Genomic DNA, 21,788 nt, shown 5'->3' with positions numbered 1-21,788 from the left:
GCAGCGCCATGCGCTACGTCAGCACCCGCGGGAACGCGCCCGTCCTCGATTTCCGCGACGCCACGCTCGCGGGCTTGGCCTCCGATGGCGGCCTCTATCTGCCCGAGACCTGGCCGACGCTCGCGCCCGCGACGATCGCGGGGCTCGCCGGCGCCTCCTATGTCGATACCGCCGTCACGGTGATGGCGCCGTTCGTCGGCGACAGCATGACCGCGGACGAGCTGCGCGCGCTATGCGAACAGGCCTATGGCCGCTTCAGCCACGCCGCGGTCACCCCGCTCGTCCAGCTCGATCACGACCAGTGGCTACTCGAACTGTTCCACGGGCCGACGCTCGCGTTCAAGGACGTGGCGCTGCAATTGCTCGGCCTGTTCTTCGAACGATTCCTGACCGGGACGACCGAGCGGCTGACGATCGTCGGCGCGACCAGCGGCGACACGGGATCCGCCGCGATCGACGCGGTGGCGGGGCGGAACGGGATCGACATCTTCATGCTCCACCCCGCCGGCCGGGTGTCGGAGGTGCAGCGCCGGCAGATGACGACGGTGCTCGCGCCCAACGTCCACAATATCGCGATCGAAGGCAGTTTCGACGATGCGCAGGCGCTGGTGAAGGCGCTGTTCAACCATGCCGAAACGGCGGAACGTTACCGCCTGTCCGCGGTGAATTCGATCAACTGGGCGCGGCTGATGGCGCAGGTGGTCTATTATTTCTACGCCGCCGTCCGGCTCGGTGCGCCCGAACGCGCGGTGGCGTTCTCGGTGCCGACCGGCAATTTCGGCGACGTGTTCGCCGGCTATGTCGCGGCGCGCATGGGGCTGCCGATCGCCAGGCTGGTGGTGGCGACCAACGTCAACGACATCCTCCACCGCGCGCTGAGCGTCGGCGATTATGCCAAGGCCGGCGTCCAGGCGACGCCGACGCCGTCGATGGACATCCAGGTCAGCTCCAATTTCGAGCGGCTGTTGTTCGATCTGGGCGGGCGCGACGGCGCGGCGCTGGCGCGGCAGATGGACGGCTTCGATTCCAGCGGCGCGATGCGGCTGACCAACGCGCAGCGCGAGGGCGCCGCGACGCTGTTCGCGAGCGACCGGATCGATCTTGACGAGATGACGATGGCGATGCGCTGGGCTAGCGACGAGGCAGGGCAGATCATCGATCCGCACACCGCGATCGGGCTGGCCGCCGCGCGCCGCGCGGGCGTGGACGTGCCGATGGTGACGCTGGCGACCGCGCATCCCGCCAAATTCGCCGACACGGTGGAGCGCGCGACCGGCAAGCGCCCGCCGATGCCGCTGCGCGTGGGCGACCTGTTCGACCGCGAGGAACGCTACGTCACGCTGCCCGCGACGTTCGAGGCCATCGCCGGCTATCTGGCCGAGCACGCCACGCCCAAATCATGACGCTCGAGACGCTGATCGGCGAGCCCTGGGCGGATTACGGGCTGGTCGACTCCGGCGGCGGCCGCAAGCTCGAACGCTATGGCCGCTTCCGCTTCATCCGCCCCGAACCGCAGGCGCTGTGGGCGCCCGCCGGCGCCGATTGGCGGGCGAGCGCCGAATTTCTGCCCGGCGCGGACGAGGATGGCGGCGGCCGGTGGGACTATCGCGAGCCCATTCCGCAGGAGGGATGGCCGCTGCGTTGGGACGAGGTGCGCTTCACCGCGCAGACCACGCCGTTCCGCCATCTCGCCTTCTTCCCCGACATGGCGCCGGTGTGGCGCTGGGCCCGCGGGCAGCTCGCGGGGCTGGACGCGCCCGAGTGCCTGAACCTGTTCGGCTATACCGGCGTCGGCACGCTGGCGCTGGCCGCGGCGGGCGCGAAGATGGTGCATGTCGATGCGTCGAAGAAGTCGGTGCCCGCCGCGCGCGCCAATGCGGTGCTGTCGGGCATGGCCGACAGACCGATTCGCTGGCTCGTGGACGACGCGGTGAAGTTCACCGCGCGCGAGGTGCGGCGCGGGCGGCGTTACGACGGCATCCTGCTCGATCCGCCCAAATATGGCCGCGGCCCGGACGGCGAATTGTGGCGGCTGGAGGAAGATCTGCCCGGCCTGATCGCCGATTGCCGGCAGCTGCTCGATGCCGACTCGCGCTTCCTGTTTCTCACCGTCTATGCGGTGCGGATGTCCGCGCTCGCGATCGGCGAGATGCTGCGACAGGCGTTCGCGGACATGCCGGGCCAGGTCGAATGCGGCGAGCTGGGCGTGCGCGAAGAGGCGCGCGGGCTGGCGCTGCCCACCGCGATCTGGGCACGCTGGCGCCGCTGAGGCGCGGTCAGAAGATCCCCAGGAATTTCTTGCGCGGCATCGCCTTGGACGGCGTGCCGTTGCCGGCGTCGGGAAGCGGACCGCCCTTGGTCGTCCGCTGCGCGCTGGCATGCGCGGCGGCGAGCACCGGGCCGCAGGCCGCCGCCTTGGCGTTGCCCACATCAACGAAGGCGAGCACCGCCGCCACCGGCGTCGCCAGCAGCCCGAGCCCGATCGCGGTGCCCGCGCGGCCGACGAGTTCGGGGCTGACGACGTCGATCGACGGCTTCGAGAAATAGCCGCCCAGCCCGATCGGCGATTGACCCGAGAACAGGCTGAACTTCTTGCCGTCCGCGCGAAACGCCATATCCATCTTCTCGGTGGCGAAGCTGAATCCGCCGCGGCCGAATATCACGTTCTTCTCGGTATCGATCAGGATCGGGTCCGCCGCCGCGGTGCCGTGGCGGACGGTGAAGGCGATCGCGCCGCAGTTGATCTTGACCGGCTGCTTCAATTTGTCCTGGAACATCTTCTGCACGAAGGTGCCGATGTCGAGCTCGGCGAGCTGGACGTTGCGCGTCCAGAAAGTGCCCTGCGGCATGGTGAAGGCGATCCGGCCGTTCGCGGTCGAAAGCGAATCATGCACCGTGTCGCCATCGCCCTCCAGCCGGATCCGGCCCTTGATCGTGCCCGTCGTTCCCGCCTCCGCCACGCCGAAGCCGCCGAGCAGCCGGCCCATCGGCGTGGGCGCGAGACGGATGTCGTAGCTGGTATGCGCCGGGCGGCGCTGCGCATCGATCATGATGTCGGCGGCGACATTGCCGCGCGCCATGGCGAAGCTGAACGGCGAAAGCTGCAGCTCGCTGTTCTTCAGCGCGACGGTCATGTCGATGTTCGAAACCGGCACGTTCTTCGATCGGACGACGCCCACGGTGTAGTGCACATCGGCGTCGAAATTCTTCATCGCGTCCACCGGCAGGGCGCCGTCGGGCAGAACGCGCGCGGGTGCCGCGCCGGTCTGCGCGGCGGCAGCGACCGCGCCCTTGGTGGCGACCACGTCCGGGTTGTAGCCGATGAACGGCGCCAGATCGACGATGTCGAGGCTCTTCGTCGCCAGCGTCGCGTCGATATGGATGCGCGGCTCGACGTCGCGGATCGTGAACTTGCCGGCCATGTCGCTGTCGCCGAACGTGCCGGTCAGGTGGGTGAAGCGATATTCGACGCCCGATTGCACGAGCTGCGCCTTGATCCGATAGGTCCGCGTCTCGGGGATCACCACGCCGATCACATGGAGCAGCTCGTTCAGGTTGCGGCCCCGCGCCTGGACCGCGAGCGGCACGTTCTCGATCTCGGCGATGCTCGGCAGCGTGCCGCTCACATCCACCACGCTGTGCGCCAGATGCGCTTCGGCGCGCAGTTCGTTCTTGCCGCGCGCGACGGTCGCGTCGGGCGAGAGCAGCGCGCCCGTCAGCGTGAACGGCGTCGATCGCACCAGCCCCTTGCCGGTGAAGTGCACCGCATCGCCGATCGTGGCGTTCTGCGATCGGATCGTGTCGATCGACAGATCGGCCAGCACCTTCAGCCGTGAATCGAGATAGCGCACCGTGGTGCCGGTGACGGTGGCGCGGCCGATGATCGGGAATTCGAGCGGCTTGCCGCCCTTGGCCTCGCTGAACGTCCAGCTGTTGCTGTCGTGCGCGGCGTTCCATTCCAGATCGACCGCGCCGTTCGTCAGCGTCAGCCAGTGGAACCGCCGCTTGCCCCAGATCAGCGACAGCGGCGCGATGCGGCTGTCGAGCCGGTCCGCCTGGAACAGATTGGGCCGCGTCGCCCAGGCGGGGTTGGACAGCGAGAAGCCCTCGGCCAGGAACTTGATCGCGAAGGGATCGAAATAGAGCTGGAAATCGCCGCGTACGGTGACGGTGCGGTGGGTGAGCGAACCGACGATCCGCTCGAAGCTGTGCTTCAGGAACCGTCCCTTGGTGATGTAGAGCACCAGCCAGATCGCGGCGAACAGCGCGACGATCCCGATCAGGATGCGCAACCCGATGCGGCGCCAGCGGCGGCGGCGGGGTGCCACGGGCACGGGATCGGCGATGTCGTTACGCGGTACGGTCATGCCTGCGTATCGCACGGGCCGCAGGCTGGTTCCAGCACGGTTGATTTACACCGGGGCAGCGGCTATGCGCCCCGCTTCCTCGATGCACCCCCGTCGAACGAATCGCCCGGCCAGTGTGGGCTGCCGCGGCGATTTCAGGGGATGGTCGTCCAACCGAAAGGACCAAAATGCCCAAGCTAAAGACGAAGAGCGGCGTCAAGAAACGCTTCAAGCTCACCGCCACTGGCCTGCTCAAGCACGGCGTCGCCGGCAAGCGCCATCGCCTGGCACACCACAACGGCAAGTATATCCGCCAGAACCGCGGCACCAAGGTGCTGTCGAAGGCCGACACGGCCGCTGTGAAGGCCTGGGCGCCTTACGGCCTGCGCTGAGCTTTAGAAGGATTTAGACCATGGCACGCGTCAAACGGGGTGTAACCACCCGCGCCAAGCACAAGAAGATTCTCGAACAGGCGAAGGGCTATTATGGCCGTCGCAAGAACACGATCCGCATCGCCCGCCAGGCCGTCGAAAAGGCCGGCCAATATGCGTATCGCGACCGCAAGGTTAAAAAGCGCACGTTCCGCGGCCTGTGGATCCAGCGCATCAACGCCGGCGTCCGCGCCGAGGGCCTGACCTATTCGCAGTTCATGCACGGGCTGAAGCTCGCCGGCGTCGAACTCGACCGGAAGGTGCTCGCCGACATCGCGATGCACGAGGAGGCCGCGTTTTCGGCGATCATCGCGCAGGCGAAGCATGCGCTGAGCCAGGTCGAAGCGGCGGCTCTGCCCCAGGCCGCCTGAGGCGATCCGCAGCGAACGCGAAACGGGGCGCGGGTGGCTAGGCCATCCGCGCCCTTTTCGTTATCGGCGACCAAACGCCCGAGGAAATCATGATCGAACTCGACCAGATGCGCGAGCACATGCTCGCCGCCGTGCAGGCCGCCCCCGGGCTCGACGCACTCGATGCGGTGCGCGTCGAGGCGCTCGGCAAGCAGGGCCGCGTGACCCAGTTGCTGAAGACGCTGGGCGGCATGGCGCCCGAGGAGCGGCAGGTGCAGGGCCCGGCGATCAACGGCCTGCGCGAGGCCGTGACCGCGGCGATCGCGGAACGCAGGGCGGCGCTCGAGGCCGCCGTGCTCGACGCGCGCCTCGCCGCCGAAACGCTCGACATGACGCTGCCGGTCGATGCGCCGTCCGCGGGCACGGTGCACCCGGTCAGCCAGGTGATGGACGAGCTGGCGGAGATCTTCGCCGATCTGGGCTTCGCGGTTGCGACGGGCCCGGAGATCGAGGACGACTGGCACAATTTCACCGCGCTCAACATCCCCGAGAGCCACCCCGCGCGGGCGATGCACGACACCTTTTATTGCGAGCCGCAGGCGGGAACGGCTGGCGACACGGCGCGCGACGGGCAAAGCCCGTCGTCGAACGGCGAGCCTGGCTCGCCGTCGGCCGTGCTCGCGTCTGGCGACGCTGCGCGGATGCTGCTGCGGACGCACACCTCGCCCGTGCAGATCCGCACGATGCTGAGCCAGAAACCGCCCATTCGCATCATCGCGCCAGGCCGCACCTATCGCTCCGACAGCGACGCCACCCACACGCCGATGTTCCACCAGGTGGAGGGGCTGGTGATCGACAAGGGGATCACGCTCGGCCATCTGAAATGGACGCTGGAAACGTTCCTGAAGGCCTATTTCGAGCGCGACGACATCGTGCTGCGGCTGCGGCCGAGCTATTTCCCCTTCACCGAACCCTCGGCGGAGGTCGATGTCGGCTATACGCTGGTGAAGGGCAAGCGCGTGATCGGCGGCAGCGGCGATGCGGCGGACGGCGGCTGGATGGAGGTGCTGGGCAGCGGCATGGTGCACCCCCGGGTGATCGCCGCCTGCGGGCTCGATCCCGCGGAATGGCAGGGCTTCGCCTTTGGCTGCGGGATCGATCGGCTGGCGATGCTGAAATACGGCATGGACGACCTGCGCGCCTTTTTCGACGGCGATATCCGCTGGCTGAAACATTATGGTTTCTCGTCGCTCGACGTACCCACGCTGAGCGGAGGAGTAGGCGCATGAAGTTCACGCTCGGCTGGCTGAAGGCGCATCTCGAGACCGACGCCGATCTCGCCACCATCGTCGAGGCGCTCACCCGTGTCGGTCTCGAGGTGGAGGGCGTCGAGAATCCGGGCGAGAAGCTCGCGGCGTTCACGGTCGCGCGCGTGCTGAGCGCCGAACGCCACCCGCAGGCGGACAAGCTGCAGGTGCTCTCGGTCGACGCCGGAAACGGGCCGCTCCAGGTCGTGTGCGGCGCGCCCAATGCGCGCGCCGGGCTGGTGGGGGTGTTCGGGGCGCCCGGCGCCTATGTCCCCGGCCTCGACGTGACGCTGAAGGTGGCGAGCATCCGCGGCGTCGAATCGAACGGCATGATGTGTTCGACGCGCGAGCTGGAGCTGGGCGACGACCATGACGGGATCATCGAGCTGCCCGCCGATGCGCCCGTCGGCACGCCCTATCCCGATTATGCCGGCCTCACCGATCCGGTGATCGACGTGAGCATCACGCCGAACCGGCAGGATTGCATGGGCGTGCGCGGCATCGCGCGCGATCTGGCGGCGGCGGGGCTCGGCACGCTGAAGCCGCTGTCGCTGCCCCCCGTGGATGGCGACGGCCCCGCGCCCGATCTGCGCACTGACGATCCGGCGGGCTGCCCCGCCTTTTTCGGCCAATCGGTCGCCGGCGTCACCAATGGCGAATCGCCCGAATGGATGCGCCGCCGGCTCATCGCGATCGGACAGAAGCCGATCTCCGCACTGGTCGACATCACCAATTACGTGATGATCGATCTCGGCCGGCCGCTCCACGTCTATGACCGCGCGAAGCTGTCGGGCGGCCTGGTCGCGCGCAAGGCGCGGCCCGGCGAGCAGGTCCAGGCCCTCAACGGCCGCACCTATACGCTCACCCCCGCGATGACCGTGATCGCCGACGGCGTGCAGGTGCACGACATCGGCGGGATCATGGGCGGCGCGCATTCCGGCGTCAGCCACGACACGACCGACGTGCTGATCGAATGCGCCTATTTCGATCCCGACCATATCGCGCGCACCGGACAGGCGCTGACGCTGACGAGCGATGCGCGCAGCCGCTTCGAACGCGGCGTCGATCCCGCCTTTCTCGATACCGGCCTGTCGATCGCGACCCGGCTGGTGCTCGAGATCTGCGGCGGCACGCCCAGCGCGATCACCCGCTCGGGTGAGGCGCCCGTCGCGCCGCGCACCATTATCTATGATCCCCGGCTCTGCGCCGATCTGGGTGGCCTCTATGTCGCGCCGGAGCGGCAGGCGCGAATCCTGCTGTCGCTCGGCTTCACGGTCGGCGCGATCCGAAGCGCGGACGCGTTCAGCGACGCGCTGTTCGCAACGATCGAAGGCGCCTGGCCGGTGAACGTGCCGAGCTGGCGCCGCGACGTCGACGGGCCCGCCGATCTGGTCGAGGAGGTGATCCGGATCGAGGGGATCGCTAAGGTCGCCTCCGTCCCCCTGCCCCGCACGCCCGGCGTCGCGCGCCCGACCGCCACGCCCGAACAGCGCGTCGAGCGCCGCGTGCGCCGCGCCGCCGCGGCGCGCGGGCTGAACGAGGCGGTGACGTGGAGCTTCGTGTCGGATGCCGAGGCCGCGCCGTTCGGCGGCGGCACGTGGCGGCTGGCCAATCCGATCAGCGAAGAGCTGCGCGTGATGCGTCCGTCAATGCTGCCCGGCCTGCTCGCCGCCGCCGCGCGCAACGCCAGGCGCGGCACGACGAGCCTGCGCCTGTTCGAGATCGGCCGCCGCTATCTGGCGGATGCCGAGCGGCCGACGCTGGGCGTGGTGCTGGCGGGCGAGCGCCGCGCGCGCGGCTGGCGCGAGGGCAAGGCGACGTTCGACGCCTATGATGCCAAGGCAGAGGCGATCGCGCTGCTCGCCGCGGCGGGCGCGCCGGTCGACAATCTGCAGGTGATGGGCCCCGAAGCGGCGGGTGCCGACCCGGCCTGGCATCCCGGCCAGTCGGGCACGCTGCGGCTAGGGCCGAAGACCGTGCTCGCCGCGTTCGGCATGCTCCACCCGCGCGTGCTGAAGGCGTTCGATCTCGACGGCGCGGTCGCGGCGGTCGAACTGTATCTCGACGCGTTGCCGGCCAAGCGTGGCGGCAAGGATGGAGCGGGGGGCTTCATGCGCCCCGCCTATGCGCCGCCCGCGCTCCAGCCCGTCCGCCGCGATTTTGCGTTCCTGGTGCCCGAAGGCCTTGCCGCCGACGCGCTGGTGCGCGCGGTGAAGGGCGCGGACAAGGCCGCGATCGTGGCCGCACGCGTGTTCGACCGGTTCGCGCGCGACGGCGAGACCTCGCTCGGGATCGAGATCGTCCTGCAACCGGGCGACAAGAGCTTTACCGAGGCCGAACTGAAGGCGGTGGCGGACAAGGTGGTTGCCGCCGCCGCCAAATTGGGAGCGAGCTTACGTGGCTGATCCGCAGATGATCGAAATCGCGAGCGCCGAATTGTCGGCGGCGATCAACAGCTATGGCGCCGAACTGACGCATCTGCGCGATGCGCAGGGCCGCGCGCTGATGACCGATGCGGACCCGGCCTTCTGGACCGGCCATGCGCCGATCCTGTTTCCCGCGATCGGCGTCACCAATGGCGGCGTGATCCGGCTGGACGGCACCGAATATCCGATGCCCAAGCACGGGTTCGCACGCCATTCGCTGTTCGACGTGGTGTCGCAGGATGCCGCATCGGTCACCTTGCGCCTCACCGACAGTGAGCAGACCCGCGCGAACTATCCGTTCCCGTTCGCGCTCGATCTCACCTATCGTATCGAAGGCGCGACGATCACGCTGGCGGCGGCGATCACCAACCGCAGCGACGCGCCGATGCCCGCGCAATTCGGCTTCCATCCCGCCTTCGCCTGGCCGCTGCCTTATGGCCGGGCGCGCGACGCGCACCGCATCCTGTTCGAACGCGACGAGCCCGCCCGGCTGCGCGAGATCGCGCCCGACGGGCTGATCGCGGCCGAGACCCGCGCCTCGCCGCTCGACGGCCGCACGCTGCACCTGGCCGATGCGCTGTTCGAACATGACGCGCTGGTGTGGGATCCGATCGAATCGCAGTCGGTCGTCTATGGCGCCGCCGATGGCCCCACGCTCCACATCGCCTTTCCCGACACGCCGCGGCTGGGCGTGTGGACCAAGCCCGGCGCGCATTTCGTCTGCGTCGAGCCATGGCACGGCATCGCCGATCCCGAGGGCTTCACCGGCGATTTCCGCGCGAAGCCCGGCGTGTTCCAAGTGGCGGCGGGCGAGACGATGCGGATCGGCATGAGCGTCACGCTGGTGCCCTGACGCGCGGCGCCCCCCCCCTTCCCGTTCGCGTCGCGCGCCGTCGTTCGGAACGAGGCGGGGCAGGACTTTCCCGCTCGTTCTCCTCCTGACCGGACATCACGATGACATCCCCCCGCCGCACCTTCGCGATCATCTCGCACCCCGACGCCGGCAAGACGACGCTGACCGAAAAGCTGCTCTATTTCGGCGGCGCGATCCATCTGGCGGGCGAGGTGAAGGCCCGCGGCCAGACGCGGCGGGCGCGGAGCGACTGGATGAAGATCGAGCAGCAGCGCGGCATCTCGGTCACCTCGTCGGTGATGACGTTCGAACGCCAGGGCATCACCTTCAACCTGCTCGACACGCCGGGGCACGAGGATTTCTCCGAAGACACCTATCGCACGCTGACCGCGGTCGATTCGGCGGTGATGGTGATCGACGCGGCCAAGGGGATCGAGCCGCAGACGCGCAAGCTGTTCGAGGTGTGCCGCCTGCGCAACGTGCCGATCATCACCTTCGTCAACAAGGTGGACCGCGAGGGCCGCAGCGGCTTCGAACTGCTCGACGAGGTGGCCGAGATGCTGCAGCTCGACGTATGCCCGATGAGCTGGCCGGTCGGCATGGGCGGCGAATTCGAGGGCGTGTACGACCTCTATGCCAACACGCTGAGCCGGCCCGAGGGCGGCAGCCGCGAATTTCTCGGCACGCCGCTGGCGTTCGACGGGCTCGACGATCCCAAGCTCGCCGATGTACTGAGCGCGGACGGGCTCGAAAAGCTGGTCGAGGAGGCCGAGCTGGCGCAGGGCGCCTATTCCGCCTTCGATGCCGAGGCCTATCGCGGCGGCGACCTGACGCCGGTCTATTTCGGTTCGGCGCTCAAGGATTTCGGCGTGGCCGAGCTGATCGCGGCCCTCGCCGATTTCGCGCCGCCGCCGCGCGCGCAGCCCGCCGAACCCGCACCCGTCTCGCCCGACGAGGCCGAGGTGACCGGCTTCGTGTTCAAGGTGCAGGCCAATATGGACCCCAACCACCGCGACCGGATCGCGTTCATGCGGCTGTGTTCGGGCATCTTCAAGCGCGGCATGAAGCTTACCCCCACCGGGCACGGCAAGCCGATCGCGGTGCATTCGCCGATCCTGTTCTTCGCACAGAATCGCGAGCTGGCGGACGAGGCGTTTCCGGGCGACATCATCGGCATCCCCAATCACGGCACGCTGCGGGTGGGCGACACGCTCAGCGAACGCGCCGCGGTGCGCTTCACCGGCCTGCCCAATTTCGCGCCCGAGATCCTGCGCCGCGTGGTGCTGAAGGATTTCACCAAGACCAAGCAGTTGCGCAAGGCGCTGGACGACATGGCCGAAGAGGGCGTGACCCAGGTCTTCTATCCCGAGATCGGCTCGAACTGGATCATCGGCGTGGTCGGGCAGTTGCAGCTCGAGGTGCTGCTGTCGCGGCTCGACGCCGAATATAAGGTGGCCGCCGCTTTGGAGCCCGCCCCGTTCGACACCGCGCGCTGGGTGTCGGCGGAGGATCCGGCCGATCTCAAGAATTTCACCGATCTCAACCGGTCTTCGATGGCGAAGGATCGCGACGCCAACCCGGTGTTCCTAGCCAAGAGCGCGTGGGACGTTGGCTATGCGGCGGACCGCTATCCCAAGGTGCGTTTCGCGGCCACGCGGGAACGCTGACGCGCCCTTCTGCCGGCATGGCCGGCACAGTGGAAAAATCCTGCGTTCCGCGCTATGTGGCGATGATGCCCGCCGCCACCGCCCTCATGCCCATCCCCGGGCACATCGATCCCGTGCCCGTCCCGCGCGCCCTCGTGCCGCGTGCCGATGGGCGGATCGACCTGCTCGGCCTGTCGCTCGACGATCTGCGCATGGCGCTCGAGACGTCGCAGCTCGAGCCGAAACAAGCGAAGCTGCGCGCCAAGCAGCTCTGGCACTGGATCTACAACCGGGGCGCGACGCAATTCTCGGCGATGACCGATATCGCCAAGGCGATGCACCCCTGGCTCGAACAGCGCTTCGTCATCAGCCGCCCGCAGGTGGTGGAGGCGCAGGTGTCGAGCGACGGCACGCGCAAATGGCTGCTGCGTTCGGACGATGCGCAGGATTACGAGATGGTCTTCATCCCCGATGCGGACCGCGGCACGCTGTGCGTGTCGAGTCAGGTGGGCTGCACGCTCAACTGCACCTTCTGCCACACCGGCACGATGCGCCTCGTCCGCAACCTGACCGCGGCCGAGATCGTCGGCCAGGTGATGCTCGCCCGCGACGGCCTGGGCGAATGGCCAAGCCATCCCGAGGGGCGGATGCTGACCAACATCGTGATGATGGGCATGGGCGAGCCGCTCTACAATTTCGACAATGTCCGCGACGCGCTGAAGCTGGTGATGGACGGCGCCGGGCTCGCGCTGTCGCGCCGGCGGATCACGCTCAGCACCAGCGGCGTCGTGCCGATGATGGCGCGTGCGGGTGCCGAAATCGGGGTGAACCTCGCCGTCTCGCTGCATGCCGTGACGAAGGAAGTGCGCGACGAGATCGTGCCGCTCAACCGCAAATATGGCATCGAGGAGCTGCTCCAGGCGTGCGCCGATTACCCCGGCACCAACAACGCCCGGCGGATCACGTTCGAATATGTCATGCTGCGCGACAAGAACGACAGCGACGCCGATGCGCACGAGCTCGTCCGGCTGCTGCGCAAATACAAGCTGCCGGCCAAGGTGAACCTGATCCCCTTCAACCCCTGGCCCGGCGCGCCCTATCAATGCTCCACGCCCGAGCGCGTGCGGCGGTTTTCGGACATCGTGTTCGAGGCTGGCATCTCCGCACCGGTACGCACCCCGCGCGGGCGCGACATCGATGCGGCGTGCGGCCAGTTGAAGACCGCCTCCGAAAAGATCAGCCGCGCGGCGCGCGATGCGCAGGCGCAATCCGAACAGTCGGTGCCGGCCTGATTCACGCGGCCGCTCCCCATGGCTGATCCGGGCACGATCGCGCTGGCGGCGGGCGCGGGGCTGATCGGCGGCGCGATGAACGCGCTGGCGGGGGGCGGCACGTTCGCGACGATCCCGGCGCTCACGCTCGGCATGGGCCTCGATGCGCGGTTCGCCAACGCAACCAGCAACGTGGCGCTGATGCCGGGCGCCGCCACCAGCGCCTGGGCGTTCCGCGACGAACTCGGGCCTGTCGCCGGCGTGTCCATCCGACTGCTCTCGGCCATCACCTTCGTCGGTGGGCTGATCGGCAGCGTGCTTCTCTACGCGACGCCCAGCGGCCTGTTCGACGTCATCATTCCCTGGCTGTTGCTGATGGCGTTTCTCGTGATCGCGTTCGGCGGCCGGGCGTCGGCATGGCTTCACGCGCGCGTCACGATCGGGCCGCGCGCGCTCGTCGCGGCGCAATCGCTGGTCGGCGTCTATGGCGGCTATTTCGGTGGTGGCGTGGGGCTGATGACGACCGCGATCTACGGCCTGCTCGCCAACGCCACCCCGCGCGCGCTGTTCGCGCCGCGCACGCTGATGCTGGCGGTGGCCAATTTCGCCGCGGCGATCGTGTTCGCGGCGACCGGACTGGTGCGCTGGACGGCGTGCCTGCCGATGCTGGTCGGGGCGGTGGTCGGCGGATGGGCGGGCGCGCATCTCGGCCGCCGTCTCTCGCCGCGCGCGATCCGCTGGTGGACGCTGATCGTGACGGGCGCCACGACCATCGTCTTCTTCCGCCGCGCCTATGGGCTCTGAGGGAAACGAGGCCGGGCCGCGGGCATACTCCCCGCGGCCCGGCCCTGGGCTCAGGCGCTGACCGCTTCGGCCTTCGCGTTCACCTGGCTGGTCGCCAGATCGGTCAGCTTGTCGTCGGTCGCATATTCCTCGTCGAGCGTTTCCTTCAGGATCGCGGCGATGTCGTCGCGGCCCATCTGCTTGGCCCAGGTAATCATCGTGCCGTAGCGCGTGATCTCGTAATGCTCGACCGCCTGCGCCGAGGCGATCAGCGCCGCATCGAGCACCGCCTTGTCGGCGATGTCGCCGGCCACCTCATTGGCCTCCTTGATGATGCCGTCGATCGCCGGGCAGGTGACCGCCTTGGCTTCCTCGCCGCGGAGCTGGAAGATCTTCTCGAGCCGTTGGATCTGGCCTTCGGTTTCGCGAAGATGCTGCTCGAAGCCCGCCTTCAGCGCCGGGGCCGTCGCCTTTTCGATCATCTTCGGCAGCGCCTTGGTGATCTGGTTCTCGGCATAATAGACGTCCTGGAGCTGGTGGTGGAACAGGTCGTCGAACGTCGCGATGTCCTTGCTGAACAAACCCATGACATGATGTCCTTTCAAGTGGATCGACGGCGCCGCCGTCTGAAGCGGTAACGCGCACGCGCCCTCAGGGTCCCGCCCGCGTCCAAAGAGTTTTTCGGGGGCAGCGCGGGCGGTGGGGTGATGCTGTTATGCAACACCTGGGTCGGGATCGGTAGCGCGGTGGAGCCAACGCGCCGAGGGGGCGTTTCGGAACTGAAACATCTTCTGGAGCCCTCGCCTTGCGCCGATCCACCTTCGTCCTGTTCGCCGCGGCCTCCGCCGCCCTTCTCGCCCCCGCCGCCGCCATGGCGCAGGACAGCAGCGCCGGCGGCGGTCAGGCGATCGACCTGAACGCCAACCGCGTCACCGTGGGCGCCGGCGTTGCCACCGTGCCCAGCTATGACGGCTCGCGGCACAACGAGATCACCGGCATCGTCCAGGCGCAGGGCGTGTATGACGGCTATGCCTTCGCGGTTGCCGGCACGCAGTTCTCGCTCGATCTCATCCGCAATGCCCCCGGCCCGGTGTGGGACTTCCAGCTCGGGCCGGTGGTCAGCCTCAATTTCAACCGGGTGAGCCGCATCGACGATGCCCGCGTCGAGGCGCTCGGCAAGAAGAAGCTCGCGGTGGAACTCGGCGGCTTCGTGGGCATCGGCAAGACCGGCGTCATCACCAGCCCCTATGACAAGCTGTCGGTCAACGTCACCTATGTCCATGACGTGACCAACATCTACGACAGCTATGTCGTCACCCCGACGATCAACTACGGCACGCCGCTCAGCACCAAGGCCTATGTCGCGCTGTCGGGCAGCGCGAACTATGCCGGCCGCGGTTACGCGCAGAGCTATTTCGGCGTCGATGCGTTCGGTTCGGCGCGCTCGGGCCTGCCCGTGTTCAACGCCAACAAGGGCTGGAAGAACTATAACCTCACCGCGCTCGGCAATTATTCGATCACCGGCACGCTGCTCCACGGTCTGTCCGTCGTCGGCGGCGTCTCCTATTCGCATCTGATGAACGATTTCGCGGCGAGCCCGCTCGTCAGCATCGAGGGCAGCCGCAACAATTGGTACGGCGCGCTGGGCCTGGCCTACACCTTCTGATTTTTCCGCCGCCGCCGACGCGGCGCGTGGATTTCGAAAATAACTTCGACCCGTCATGCATCCGCATGGCGGGTCGATGCGTATCTGCGCAGGATGATCGGTCCTCGCCCTGTCCCCGCATCCGTTTGCGGCATGGGCCTTCGTGTCTTCTCCAAGTAATCGCAGGTGTTTTTCAAGTATCTGGCTGCATCTCCTGCTTGCAACATATTGAAATTCAACTAGTCTGCGACTCACAACGAAATCCCAGAGGGAGGTTGCCAGCATGTCCGACAGTCAGAAACTGATCGAAGCCTTTGACGCGCGCGTCGAACGGCGGAACGATCGCCGCGCTTTCTTCACTACCGCGCTCGGCGCCGCGGCCGTTGGCGCGGGTGCTTTCGCCTTCGCCAGTGCGGCCTCCGCCCAGTCGGCGGCGAACATCGGCGCGCAGCAGGATCTCGACATCCTGAATTTCGCGCTGAACCTCGAATATCTCGAGGCGAATTTCTATTCCTATGCGGTGTTCGGCACCCCTATCGCCGCGTCGATGACGACGGGCACGGGCACGAACGGCTATACCACGTCGGCGACCTACAATGCCGGCGCGCGTGCGGTGAACTTCCAGGATCCGGTCGTTGCGGCCTATGCCAAGGAAATCGCGCAGGACGAGATCAACCACGTCAATTTCCTGCGCTCGGCGCTCACCTCGGCCGCCGTCGCGCAGCCGACGATCGACGTCGGTATCACGCCGACCGGCGCGTTCAGCACGGCTGCGCGTGCAGCCAAGCTCATCCCGGATGCGGGCACCGGCAACACCCAGACGAGCTTCTTCGACGTCTACGCATCGGACGACAATTTCCTGCTCGGTGCGTTCATCTTCGAAGACGTCGGCGTCACCGCCTATAAGGGCGCTTCGCCGCTGATCTCCAACGCCACCTATCTGTCGGCCGCAGCCGGCATCCTGGCGGTGGAGGCCTATCACGCCTCGTTGGTCCGTACCGTCCTGTACGCACGTGGCACCAGCAGCGGCGGCACGGCGATCCCGGCAGCCTATGGTGGCGGCACCTATCCGGCGCGCACCCCCATCCCCGCGCTCATCACGAGTGCCACGGCGATTTCGGACGCACGCGACAGCCTGGATGGATCGAGCGACGACGACCAGGGCATCGCCAGCTCCACGATCAACGGTGCCAACGCGACCAACATCGTGCCGACGGACTCCAATGGTCTGGCCTATAGCCGCACGCCCGGCTCGGTGCTGAACATCGTCTACCTGTCCAAGGCGGCCATTACCGCCGGCGGGTTTTTCCCGAACGGCGTGAACGGCAACATCAAGACCAGCACGCTGCAGTCGTAAGCCCTTGCATTCGGGAGAGATCCGATGACCGATACGAACACGATGATGGAAATCATGGCGGCGACCGAGAAGCGTCGCGCCGAACGCCGCACCTTTCTGAAATATGCCGGCGGCGCCACCGCCGCGGTCGGCGGCCTGTCGCTGCTCGCCGCCTGCGGTGACGACAACAATCCGACGCCGACCCCCACGCCCACTCCGACGGCGACCGCCACCACGGCGCAGGTCGATATCGACGTGCTGAACTTCGCGCTGAACCTTGAATATCTCGAGGCGAGCTTCTACTCCTTTGCGGTGTACGGCACCGGCCTTTCGTCGGCGAGCATCTCGGGCACCGGCACGGTCGGTACGGTCATGGGCGGCCGCGCGGTGACGTTCACCGATCCGATCGTCGCGGCCTATGCCCGCGAGATCGCGGCGGACGAAGTGGCGCACGTCAATTTCCTTCGTTCCGCGCTCGGTTCTGCCGCCGTCTCGCTGCCGTCGATCAACATCGATGGCAGCACCTCCTCCGGCGCCTTCAGCCAGGCGGCGCTGGCGGCCAAGATCATCGGCCCGGGGAGCCCCAACCCGAACGCGACCACCTTCGATCCCTATGCCTCGGACGAGAGCTTTCTTCTGGGCGCGTTCATCTTCGAGGACGTCGGCGTCAGCGCGTACAAGGGTGCCGCCCCGCTGCTGGTGAACAAGACCTATACCGAGGCCGCCGCCGGCATCCTCGCAGTCGAGGCCTATCACGCCGGCCTGATCCGCACCGTGCTGTACCGCAAGGGGCTCACCGTCCCCGCGCTCGTCACCTATGCGAACAAGATCAGCGACGTCCGCGACGCCGTCGACGGGTCGAGCGACGACGATCAGGGCATCACCAATGCGGACGGCTCGGCCAACATCGTGCCGACCGATTCGAACAGCATCGTGTTCGGCCGCACGACAAGCCAGGTGCTGCACATCGTCTATCTGAACGCCGCCATCTCCAGTTCGGGCGGGTTCTTCCCGAACGGCCTGAACGGCAACATCGTGGCGAGCACGGCGAACACCTGATCGCCCCGCCACCGCGTTCGAGACGAGCCGCGCGATCCCCGGATCGCGCGGCTCTTTTTCGTTGGCGTGGGCGCGGTCGCGCGCTTATGCTCCGGCCATCCCCGGGGGAGCGCTTCGATCCGCGCTTGAGAATTGGGCAGGAGCCCATGACCCGCTGAACCTGATCCGGTTGACACCGGCGGAGGGAGGGAGCGGTTCCGGCTCCCGCCGCCATCGTCCTCGCTCCGACCTATTGGAGCGCGACTTATGCCTGTCCCGAACAAAGCCGATGGGGCCGCTATCCACGCGGCGAACGCGCCGATCGGCGTCACTACCGGCCCGATCCGCGGCAGTCGCAAGATCCATGTCGGCGAACACCGCGTGGCGATGCGCGAGATCATACTCGATCCCTCCTGCACCGAGCCGCCGCTGCGCGTCTACGATACCAGCGGCCCCTATACCGATCCGAAGGCGACGATCGACATCGCCGCCGGCCTGCCGCCATTGCGCCGCACCTGGATCGAGGCGCGCGGCGACGTCGAACCCTACGGCGCACGCGAATTGCGGCCCGAGGACAATGGTCAAATCGGGCCCGACCGTTCGGGCGGCGTGGCACGCTTCCCCCAGGCGGTGAAACGGCCGCTGCGCGCGCGCGCCGGCGCCAATGTCAGCCAGATGCACTATGCCCGGCGCGGCATCGTCACGCCCGAGATGGAATATGTCGCCACGCGCGAGAATCTCGGCCGCGCGCTGCGCAAGGATCACGTCCGCGACGGCGAGTCGTTCGGCGCGAGCATCCCCGATTTCGTCACGCCCGAATTCGTCCGCGACGAAGTGGCGCGCGGCCGGGCGATCATCCCCAGCAACGTCAACCATCCCGAATCCGAGCCGATGGCGATCGGTCGCAACTTCCTCGTCAAGATCAACGCCAATATCGGCAATTCGGCGGTGGCCAGCAACGTCGCGGCCGAGGTCGACAAGCTCGTCTGGTCGATCCGCTGGGGCGCGGACACGGTGATGGACCTGTCTACCGGACGCAACATCCACGACACGCGCGAATGGATCATCCGCAACTCGCCGGTGCCCATCGGCACCGTGCCAATCTACCAGGCGCTCGAAAAGGTCGGCGGCGTGGCCGAGGAACTGACCTGGGAAATCTTCCGCGACACGCTGATCGAACAGGCCGAGCAGGGCGTGGATTATTTCACCATCCATGCCGGCGTCCGCCTCGCCTATATCCCCATGACCGCCAGGCGCGTGACCGGGATTGTGAGCCGCGGCGGCAGCATCATGGCGAAATGGTGCCTCAGCCATCATCGCGAGTCGTTCCTCTACGAACGGTTCGACGAGATCACCGAGATCATGAAGGCGTACGATATCGCCTATAGTCTCGGCGACGGGCTGCGCCCCGGCTCGATCGCCGACGCGAACGACGAGGCGCAATTCCGCGAGCTCTACACGCTGGGCGAACTGACCCACCGCGCCTGGGCGCAGGACGTGCAGGTGATGATCGAGGGCCCCGGCCATGTGCCGATGCACAAGATCAAGGAGAATATGGAAAAGCAGCTTCAGGTCTGCGGCGAGGCGCCCTTCTACACCTTGGGGCCGCTGACCACCGACATCGCACCCGGTTACGACCATATCACCAGCGGCATCGGGGCTGCGATGATCGGTTGGTACGGCACCGCGATGCTCTGCTACGTCACCCCCAAGGAGCATCTGGGCCTGCCCGACCGCGACGACGTGAAGACGGGCGTCGTCACCTACAAGCTCGCCGCGCACGCCGCCGATCTCGCCAAGGGCCACCCGGCCGCGAGGATGCGCGACGACGCGCTGAGCCGCGCGCGTTTCGAATTTCGCTGGCGCGACCAGTTCAACCTGTCGCTCGATCCCGACACGGCGGAGCATTATCACGACCAGACGCTGCCGGCCGAGGGCGCCAAGACCGCGCATTTCTGTTCGATGTGCGGCCCGAAATTCTGCTCGATGAAGATCACGCAGGAGGTGCGCGACTTCGCCGCCGGCCGCGCCGCGCACAACGCCGCTTTGGGCGACGACGGCGGCCCCGCCCGCCGCGACTTCGCCGCGAAGCCCGGCCCGGCAGACGCCACGTTCATCCCCGTCGAAGAGGCCGAAGCCGGCATGGCGCAGATGCGCGAAACCTTTCGCGCGAGGGGCAGCGAAGTGTATCTGCCAGCCGCGGAGTAAGGGCACCCCAACACCATGGCCTTCACGATCCTGCCCTATGACGATGCCCGCGCCGCGGACTTCCACGCCATCAACGCGGCGTGGATCGAGGATATGTTCGTGCTCGAGGACCATGACCGCCACGTCCTTGCGCACCCGCGCGAGGCGATCGTCGACAAAGGCGGAGTGATCCTCTTCATCGCCGCGCCCGATGGCCGGATCGTGGGCGCGGGCGCGCTGATGCAAACGGAACCCGGCGCCTATGAGCTCACCAAAATGGGCGTCCGTGCCGAAACACGCGGATCGGGGGCAGGCGCGGTGCTGCTCGCGGCACTGATCGAACGGGCGAAAGAATTGCCCGGCATCGAGACGCTGTACCTGCTTACCAACCACGCCTGCGAAGCGGCGATCCACCTCTATGAGCGCGCCGGCTTTCTACACGACGCGGCGATCATGGCGCGCTTCGGCCACAGCTACGATCGCTGCGACGTGGCCATGCGCCTGCCTCTCGTCCGGACGTAACGAACCCACGTCGTGACAAAGGGCGCGCATCACCGTGTACGTGGGTGCGCCCGCTCAATCCCGCACCACCACGCCTTTCCAGAACGCCACCCGCCCGGCGATCTCGGCGGCGGCGGGTTTGGGATCGGGGTAATACCACACGGCGTCGGGGTTCTCGGCGCCGTTCACGGCTAGCGTGTAGTAATGCGCGGTGCCCTTCCAGGGGCAGATGCTCGTCGTGGCGCTGGGGCGCAGGACGTCCGGCTCGACCGAGTCGCGCGGGAAATAGGAATTGCCCTCCACGATCACGATGTCGTCGCTCCGCGCGATCAGCATGTCGTTCCAGCGTGCCTCGGCCATGACGTTCCTCCTGCCCGGCGACGCGGTACGCGCGCCGTCGGAGGGAAACGCACCGCAGGGCTCCGGGTGTCCGGCGGATCAGTCGGACGTCGGCGGCGTCGCGGGCTTGCCCTTGGTCGTGGGGTTGGAGGCATTGCCCTTGGGCGGCTTGACGGCCTTGGGCTTGCGCACTTCCTTGTTCGATTTCATCTGGCCCTTGGCCATCGCGGACGTCCTTCGGGGCGGGAGGCCCCGATAGGGCTTACACCTTTTGCCGGCGCGATGACATCAGCGCTTGCGGACGAACTCGGCGCGCAGGACGAGGCCCTTGATGCCGTCGAACTTGCAGTCGATCTCCTGCGCGTCGCCGGTCAGGCGGATCGCCTTGATGAGCGTGCCGCGCTTCAGCGTCTGGCCCGCGCCCTTCACGGTCAGATCCTTGATGAGCGTCACCTGATCGCCGTCCGTCAGCACGTTGCCGACCGAATCGCGCACCACCACCCCGGCGTCGTCCGCCGGTGCCGCGACGCTGCCGGCGGCGATCCATTCGCCGCTCGCCTCGTCATACACATAGTCGCCGTCGCTCATGTCCGTCGTGCCTTCGCATGCGCGCGGGCGAAATCGCCCAGCCCCTTGTCGGTGCCGCAGATCCGGTCCCAGATCCGGAAATACAGGCCGAAATTGCAGCCATATTGCTCGTGATGGCGCTGGTGGTGGCTCGCGGTGATGAGCCAGCCGCCGAGCGGCCCGGCCCACAGCGCCCTCGGAAACAGCTCCCACCCCATATGGTTGGTGACGCCCATCACGGTCATCACGCTCAACACCACCGCCAGCGCGCCGATATGGATCGGGATCAGGAACACCAGCACGGGGATGACGAATGCCCCCGTCAACGCCTCGATCGGATGAAACGCCATCGCCGCCCAGGCGGTCGGCGGACGGCTCGCATGATGCACCGCATGCGCCATGCGGAAGGGCTTGGGGCGGTGCATCCAGCGATGCGTCCAGTAGAACCAGGTGTCGTGCGCGAGCAGGTAGAGCAGCACCGACAGCGGCCAGTACCAGAGCGGCCAGGCGTGGAGATCGGTATAGATCCGCGTCCATCCGCGATTCTGCCAACCCCAGGCGACCAGCCCCGCGGGCACGCCGTAGATCGCGGCCGAGGCGAGGCTCCAGCCGATCTCGCGCCGCATCTGCCGATCGAGCCCGCGGTACAGCCCCGGATGCCGCGCGCGCGTGCCCCAGGCGAAGAGCCCGGAGACGATCAGATAGCGCACGCCCACGATCACCGTCATCGCCAGCGCGGAGAGGATCAGTGCGAGCGTCATC

General features: G+C 67.5%; 21 protein-coding genes and 1 riboswitch. Of the genes, 15 read left to right on the top strand and 6 right to left on the bottom strand.

Annotation, left to right across the window (positions count from 1 at the left end):
- The first annotated feature begins 8 nt into the window (after window positions 1–8).
- The gene (thrC, locus tag OXQ95_RS12670) at window positions 9–1,403 is read left to right on the top strand and encodes a threonine synthase (protein ID WP_267381866.1); all 1,395 of its coding nucleotides are present in this window, start codon (window positions 9–11) and stop codon (window positions 1,401–1,403) included.
- A complete protein-coding gene (locus tag OXQ95_RS12665; RefSeq protein ID WP_242097449.1) occupies window positions 1,400–2,269 on the top strand; it encodes a class I SAM-dependent methyltransferase in 870 nt (289 codons plus the stop codon). The genes thrC and OXQ95_RS12665 overlap by 4 nt, the downstream gene beginning before the upstream one ends.
- Before the next feature lie 7 nt (window positions 2,270–2,276).
- On the opposite strand, the gene OXQ95_RS12660 is transcribed toward OXQ95_RS12665, so the two are convergent.
- The gene (locus tag OXQ95_RS12660) at window positions 2,277–4,367 is read right to left on the bottom strand and encodes an AsmA family protein (RefSeq protein ID WP_267381865.1); all 2,091 of its coding nucleotides are present in this window, start codon (window positions 4,365–4,367) and stop codon (window positions 2,277–2,279) included.
- A 167-nt stretch (window positions 4,368–4,534) separates the two neighbouring features.
- Here OXQ95_RS12660 and rpmI point away from each other — a divergent pair, with 167 nt between their 5' ends.
- From rpmI to OXQ95_RS12620, 8 genes are all read left to right on the top strand, one after another.
- Window positions 4,535–4,738 (top strand): 50S ribosomal protein L35, encoded by a 204-nt coding sequence (gene rpmI / locus OXQ95_RS12655; protein ID WP_242097447.1) that lies wholly within the window; start codon window positions 4,535–4,537, stop codon window positions 4,736–4,738.
- Between the two features lie 20 nt (window positions 4,739–4,758).
- Entirely contained in the window at window positions 4,759–5,148 is a 390-nt protein-coding gene (gene rplT / locus OXQ95_RS12650) for a 50S ribosomal protein L20 (RefSeq protein WP_242097446.1), read from the top strand.
- 89 nt (window positions 5,149–5,237) lie between these two features.
- Complete coding sequence (gene pheS / locus OXQ95_RS12645; RefSeq protein ID WP_267381864.1) at window positions 5,238–6,416, top strand: phenylalanine--tRNA ligase subunit alpha; 1,179 nt, start codon at window positions 5,238–5,240, stop codon at window positions 6,414–6,416.
- Window positions 6,413–8,839, top strand: coding sequence for a phenylalanine--tRNA ligase subunit beta (pheT, locus tag OXQ95_RS12640; RefSeq protein WP_267381863.1), 2,427 nt, complete (start codon window positions 6,413–6,415; stop codon window positions 8,837–8,839). The genes pheS and pheT overlap by 4 nt, the downstream gene beginning before the upstream one ends.
- Window positions 8,832–9,713, top strand: coding sequence for an aldose 1-epimerase family protein (locus tag OXQ95_RS12635; RefSeq protein WP_267381862.1), 882 nt, complete (start codon window positions 8,832–8,834; stop codon window positions 9,711–9,713). The genes pheT and OXQ95_RS12635 overlap by 8 nt, the downstream gene beginning before the upstream one ends.
- Window positions 9,714–9,814: 101 nt before the next feature.
- Window positions 9,815–11,380 (top strand): peptide chain release factor 3, encoded by a 1,566-nt coding sequence (locus OXQ95_RS12630; protein WP_267381861.1) that lies wholly within the window; start codon window positions 9,815–9,817, stop codon window positions 11,378–11,380.
- Window positions 11,381–11,442: 62 nt separating this feature from the next.
- A complete protein-coding gene (rlmN, locus tag OXQ95_RS12625; RefSeq protein WP_242097513.1) occupies window positions 11,443–12,651 on the top strand; it encodes a 23S rRNA (adenine(2503)-C(2))-methyltransferase RlmN in 1,209 nt (402 codons plus the stop codon).
- 18 nt (window positions 12,652–12,669) lie between these two features.
- On the top strand, window positions 12,670–13,434 hold the full coding sequence (locus OXQ95_RS12620; RefSeq protein ID WP_267381860.1) for a sulfite exporter TauE/SafE family protein: 765 nt from the start codon (window positions 12,670–12,672) through the stop codon (window positions 13,432–13,434).
- Window positions 13,435–13,484: 50 nt separating this feature from the next.
- Here OXQ95_RS12620 and OXQ95_RS12615 read toward each other — a convergent pair whose 3' ends face one another.
- Window positions 13,485–14,000: a ferritin-like domain-containing protein gene (locus OXQ95_RS12615; RefSeq protein ID WP_242097440.1), complete on the bottom strand. Its 516-nt coding sequence runs from the start codon at window positions 13,998–14,000 to the stop codon at window positions 13,485–13,487.
- A gap of 218 nt (window positions 14,001–14,218) precedes the next feature.
- Between OXQ95_RS12615 and OXQ95_RS12610 the strand changes: the two genes are divergently transcribed.
- The 5 genes from OXQ95_RS12610 (at window position 14,219) to OXQ95_RS12590 (ending at window position 20,141) form a co-directional block, all read left to right on the top strand.
- Window positions 14,219–15,079: a MipA/OmpV family protein gene (locus OXQ95_RS12610; protein ID WP_267381859.1), complete on the top strand. Its 861-nt coding sequence runs from the start codon at window positions 14,219–14,221 to the stop codon at window positions 15,077–15,079.
- Window positions 15,080–15,341: 262 nt separating this feature from the next.
- On the top strand, window positions 15,342–16,415 hold the full coding sequence (locus OXQ95_RS12605; protein WP_242097438.1) for a ferritin-like domain-containing protein: 1,074 nt from the start codon (window positions 15,342–15,344) through the stop codon (window positions 16,413–16,415).
- Window positions 16,416–16,439: 24 nt separating this feature from the next.
- A complete protein-coding gene (locus OXQ95_RS12600) occupies window positions 16,440–17,453 on the top strand; it encodes a ferritin-like domain-containing protein (RefSeq protein WP_267381858.1) in 1,014 nt (337 codons plus the stop codon).
- A gap of 93 nt (window positions 17,454–17,546) precedes the next feature.
- Window positions 17,547–17,657: riboswitch (TPP riboswitch) on the top strand.
- 42 nt (window positions 17,658–17,699) lie between these two features.
- Window positions 17,700–19,640 carry a phosphomethylpyrimidine synthase ThiC gene (gene thiC / locus OXQ95_RS12595; protein ID WP_267381857.1) on the top strand — a complete coding sequence of 647 codons (1,941 nt, stop codon included), beginning with the start codon at window positions 17,700–17,702 and terminating at the stop codon, window positions 19,638–19,640.
- Window positions 19,641–19,655: 15 nt separating this feature from the next.
- A complete protein-coding gene (locus OXQ95_RS12590; RefSeq protein ID WP_267381856.1) occupies window positions 19,656–20,141 on the top strand; it encodes a GNAT family N-acetyltransferase in 486 nt (161 codons plus the stop codon).
- A gap of 54 nt (window positions 20,142–20,195) precedes the next feature.
- On the opposite strand, the gene OXQ95_RS12585 is transcribed toward OXQ95_RS12590, so the two are convergent.
- From OXQ95_RS12585 to OXQ95_RS12570, 4 genes are all read right to left on the bottom strand, one after another.
- The gene (locus OXQ95_RS12585) at window positions 20,196–20,480 is read right to left on the bottom strand and encodes a DUF427 domain-containing protein (RefSeq protein WP_267381855.1); all 285 of its coding nucleotides are present in this window, start codon (window positions 20,478–20,480) and stop codon (window positions 20,196–20,198) included.
- Window positions 20,481–20,558: 78 nt separating this feature from the next.
- Window positions 20,559–20,684 (bottom strand): hypothetical protein, encoded by a 126-nt coding sequence (locus OXQ95_RS12580; protein WP_267381854.1) that lies wholly within the window; start codon window positions 20,682–20,684, stop codon window positions 20,559–20,561.
- Window positions 20,685–20,747: 63 nt separating this feature from the next.
- A complete protein-coding gene (locus OXQ95_RS12575; RefSeq protein WP_267381853.1) occupies window positions 20,748–21,047 on the bottom strand; it encodes an alkylphosphonate utilization protein in 300 nt (99 codons plus the stop codon).
- Complete coding sequence (locus OXQ95_RS12570; protein ID WP_267381852.1) at window positions 21,044–21,787, bottom strand: sterol desaturase family protein; 744 nt, start codon at window positions 21,785–21,787, stop codon at window positions 21,044–21,046. The genes OXQ95_RS12575 and OXQ95_RS12570 overlap by 4 nt, the downstream gene beginning before the upstream one ends.
- Window position 21,788: the final 1 nt, after the last annotated feature.

The sequence above is a fragment of the Sphingomonas sp. GC_Shp_6 genome (assembly GCF_026540835.1).
In the GTDB taxonomy this organism is placed as follows: domain Bacteria; phylum Pseudomonadota; class Alphaproteobacteria; order Sphingomonadales; family Sphingomonadaceae; genus Sphingomonas.
This window is presented reverse-complemented; position numbering and strand designations above follow the sequence as displayed.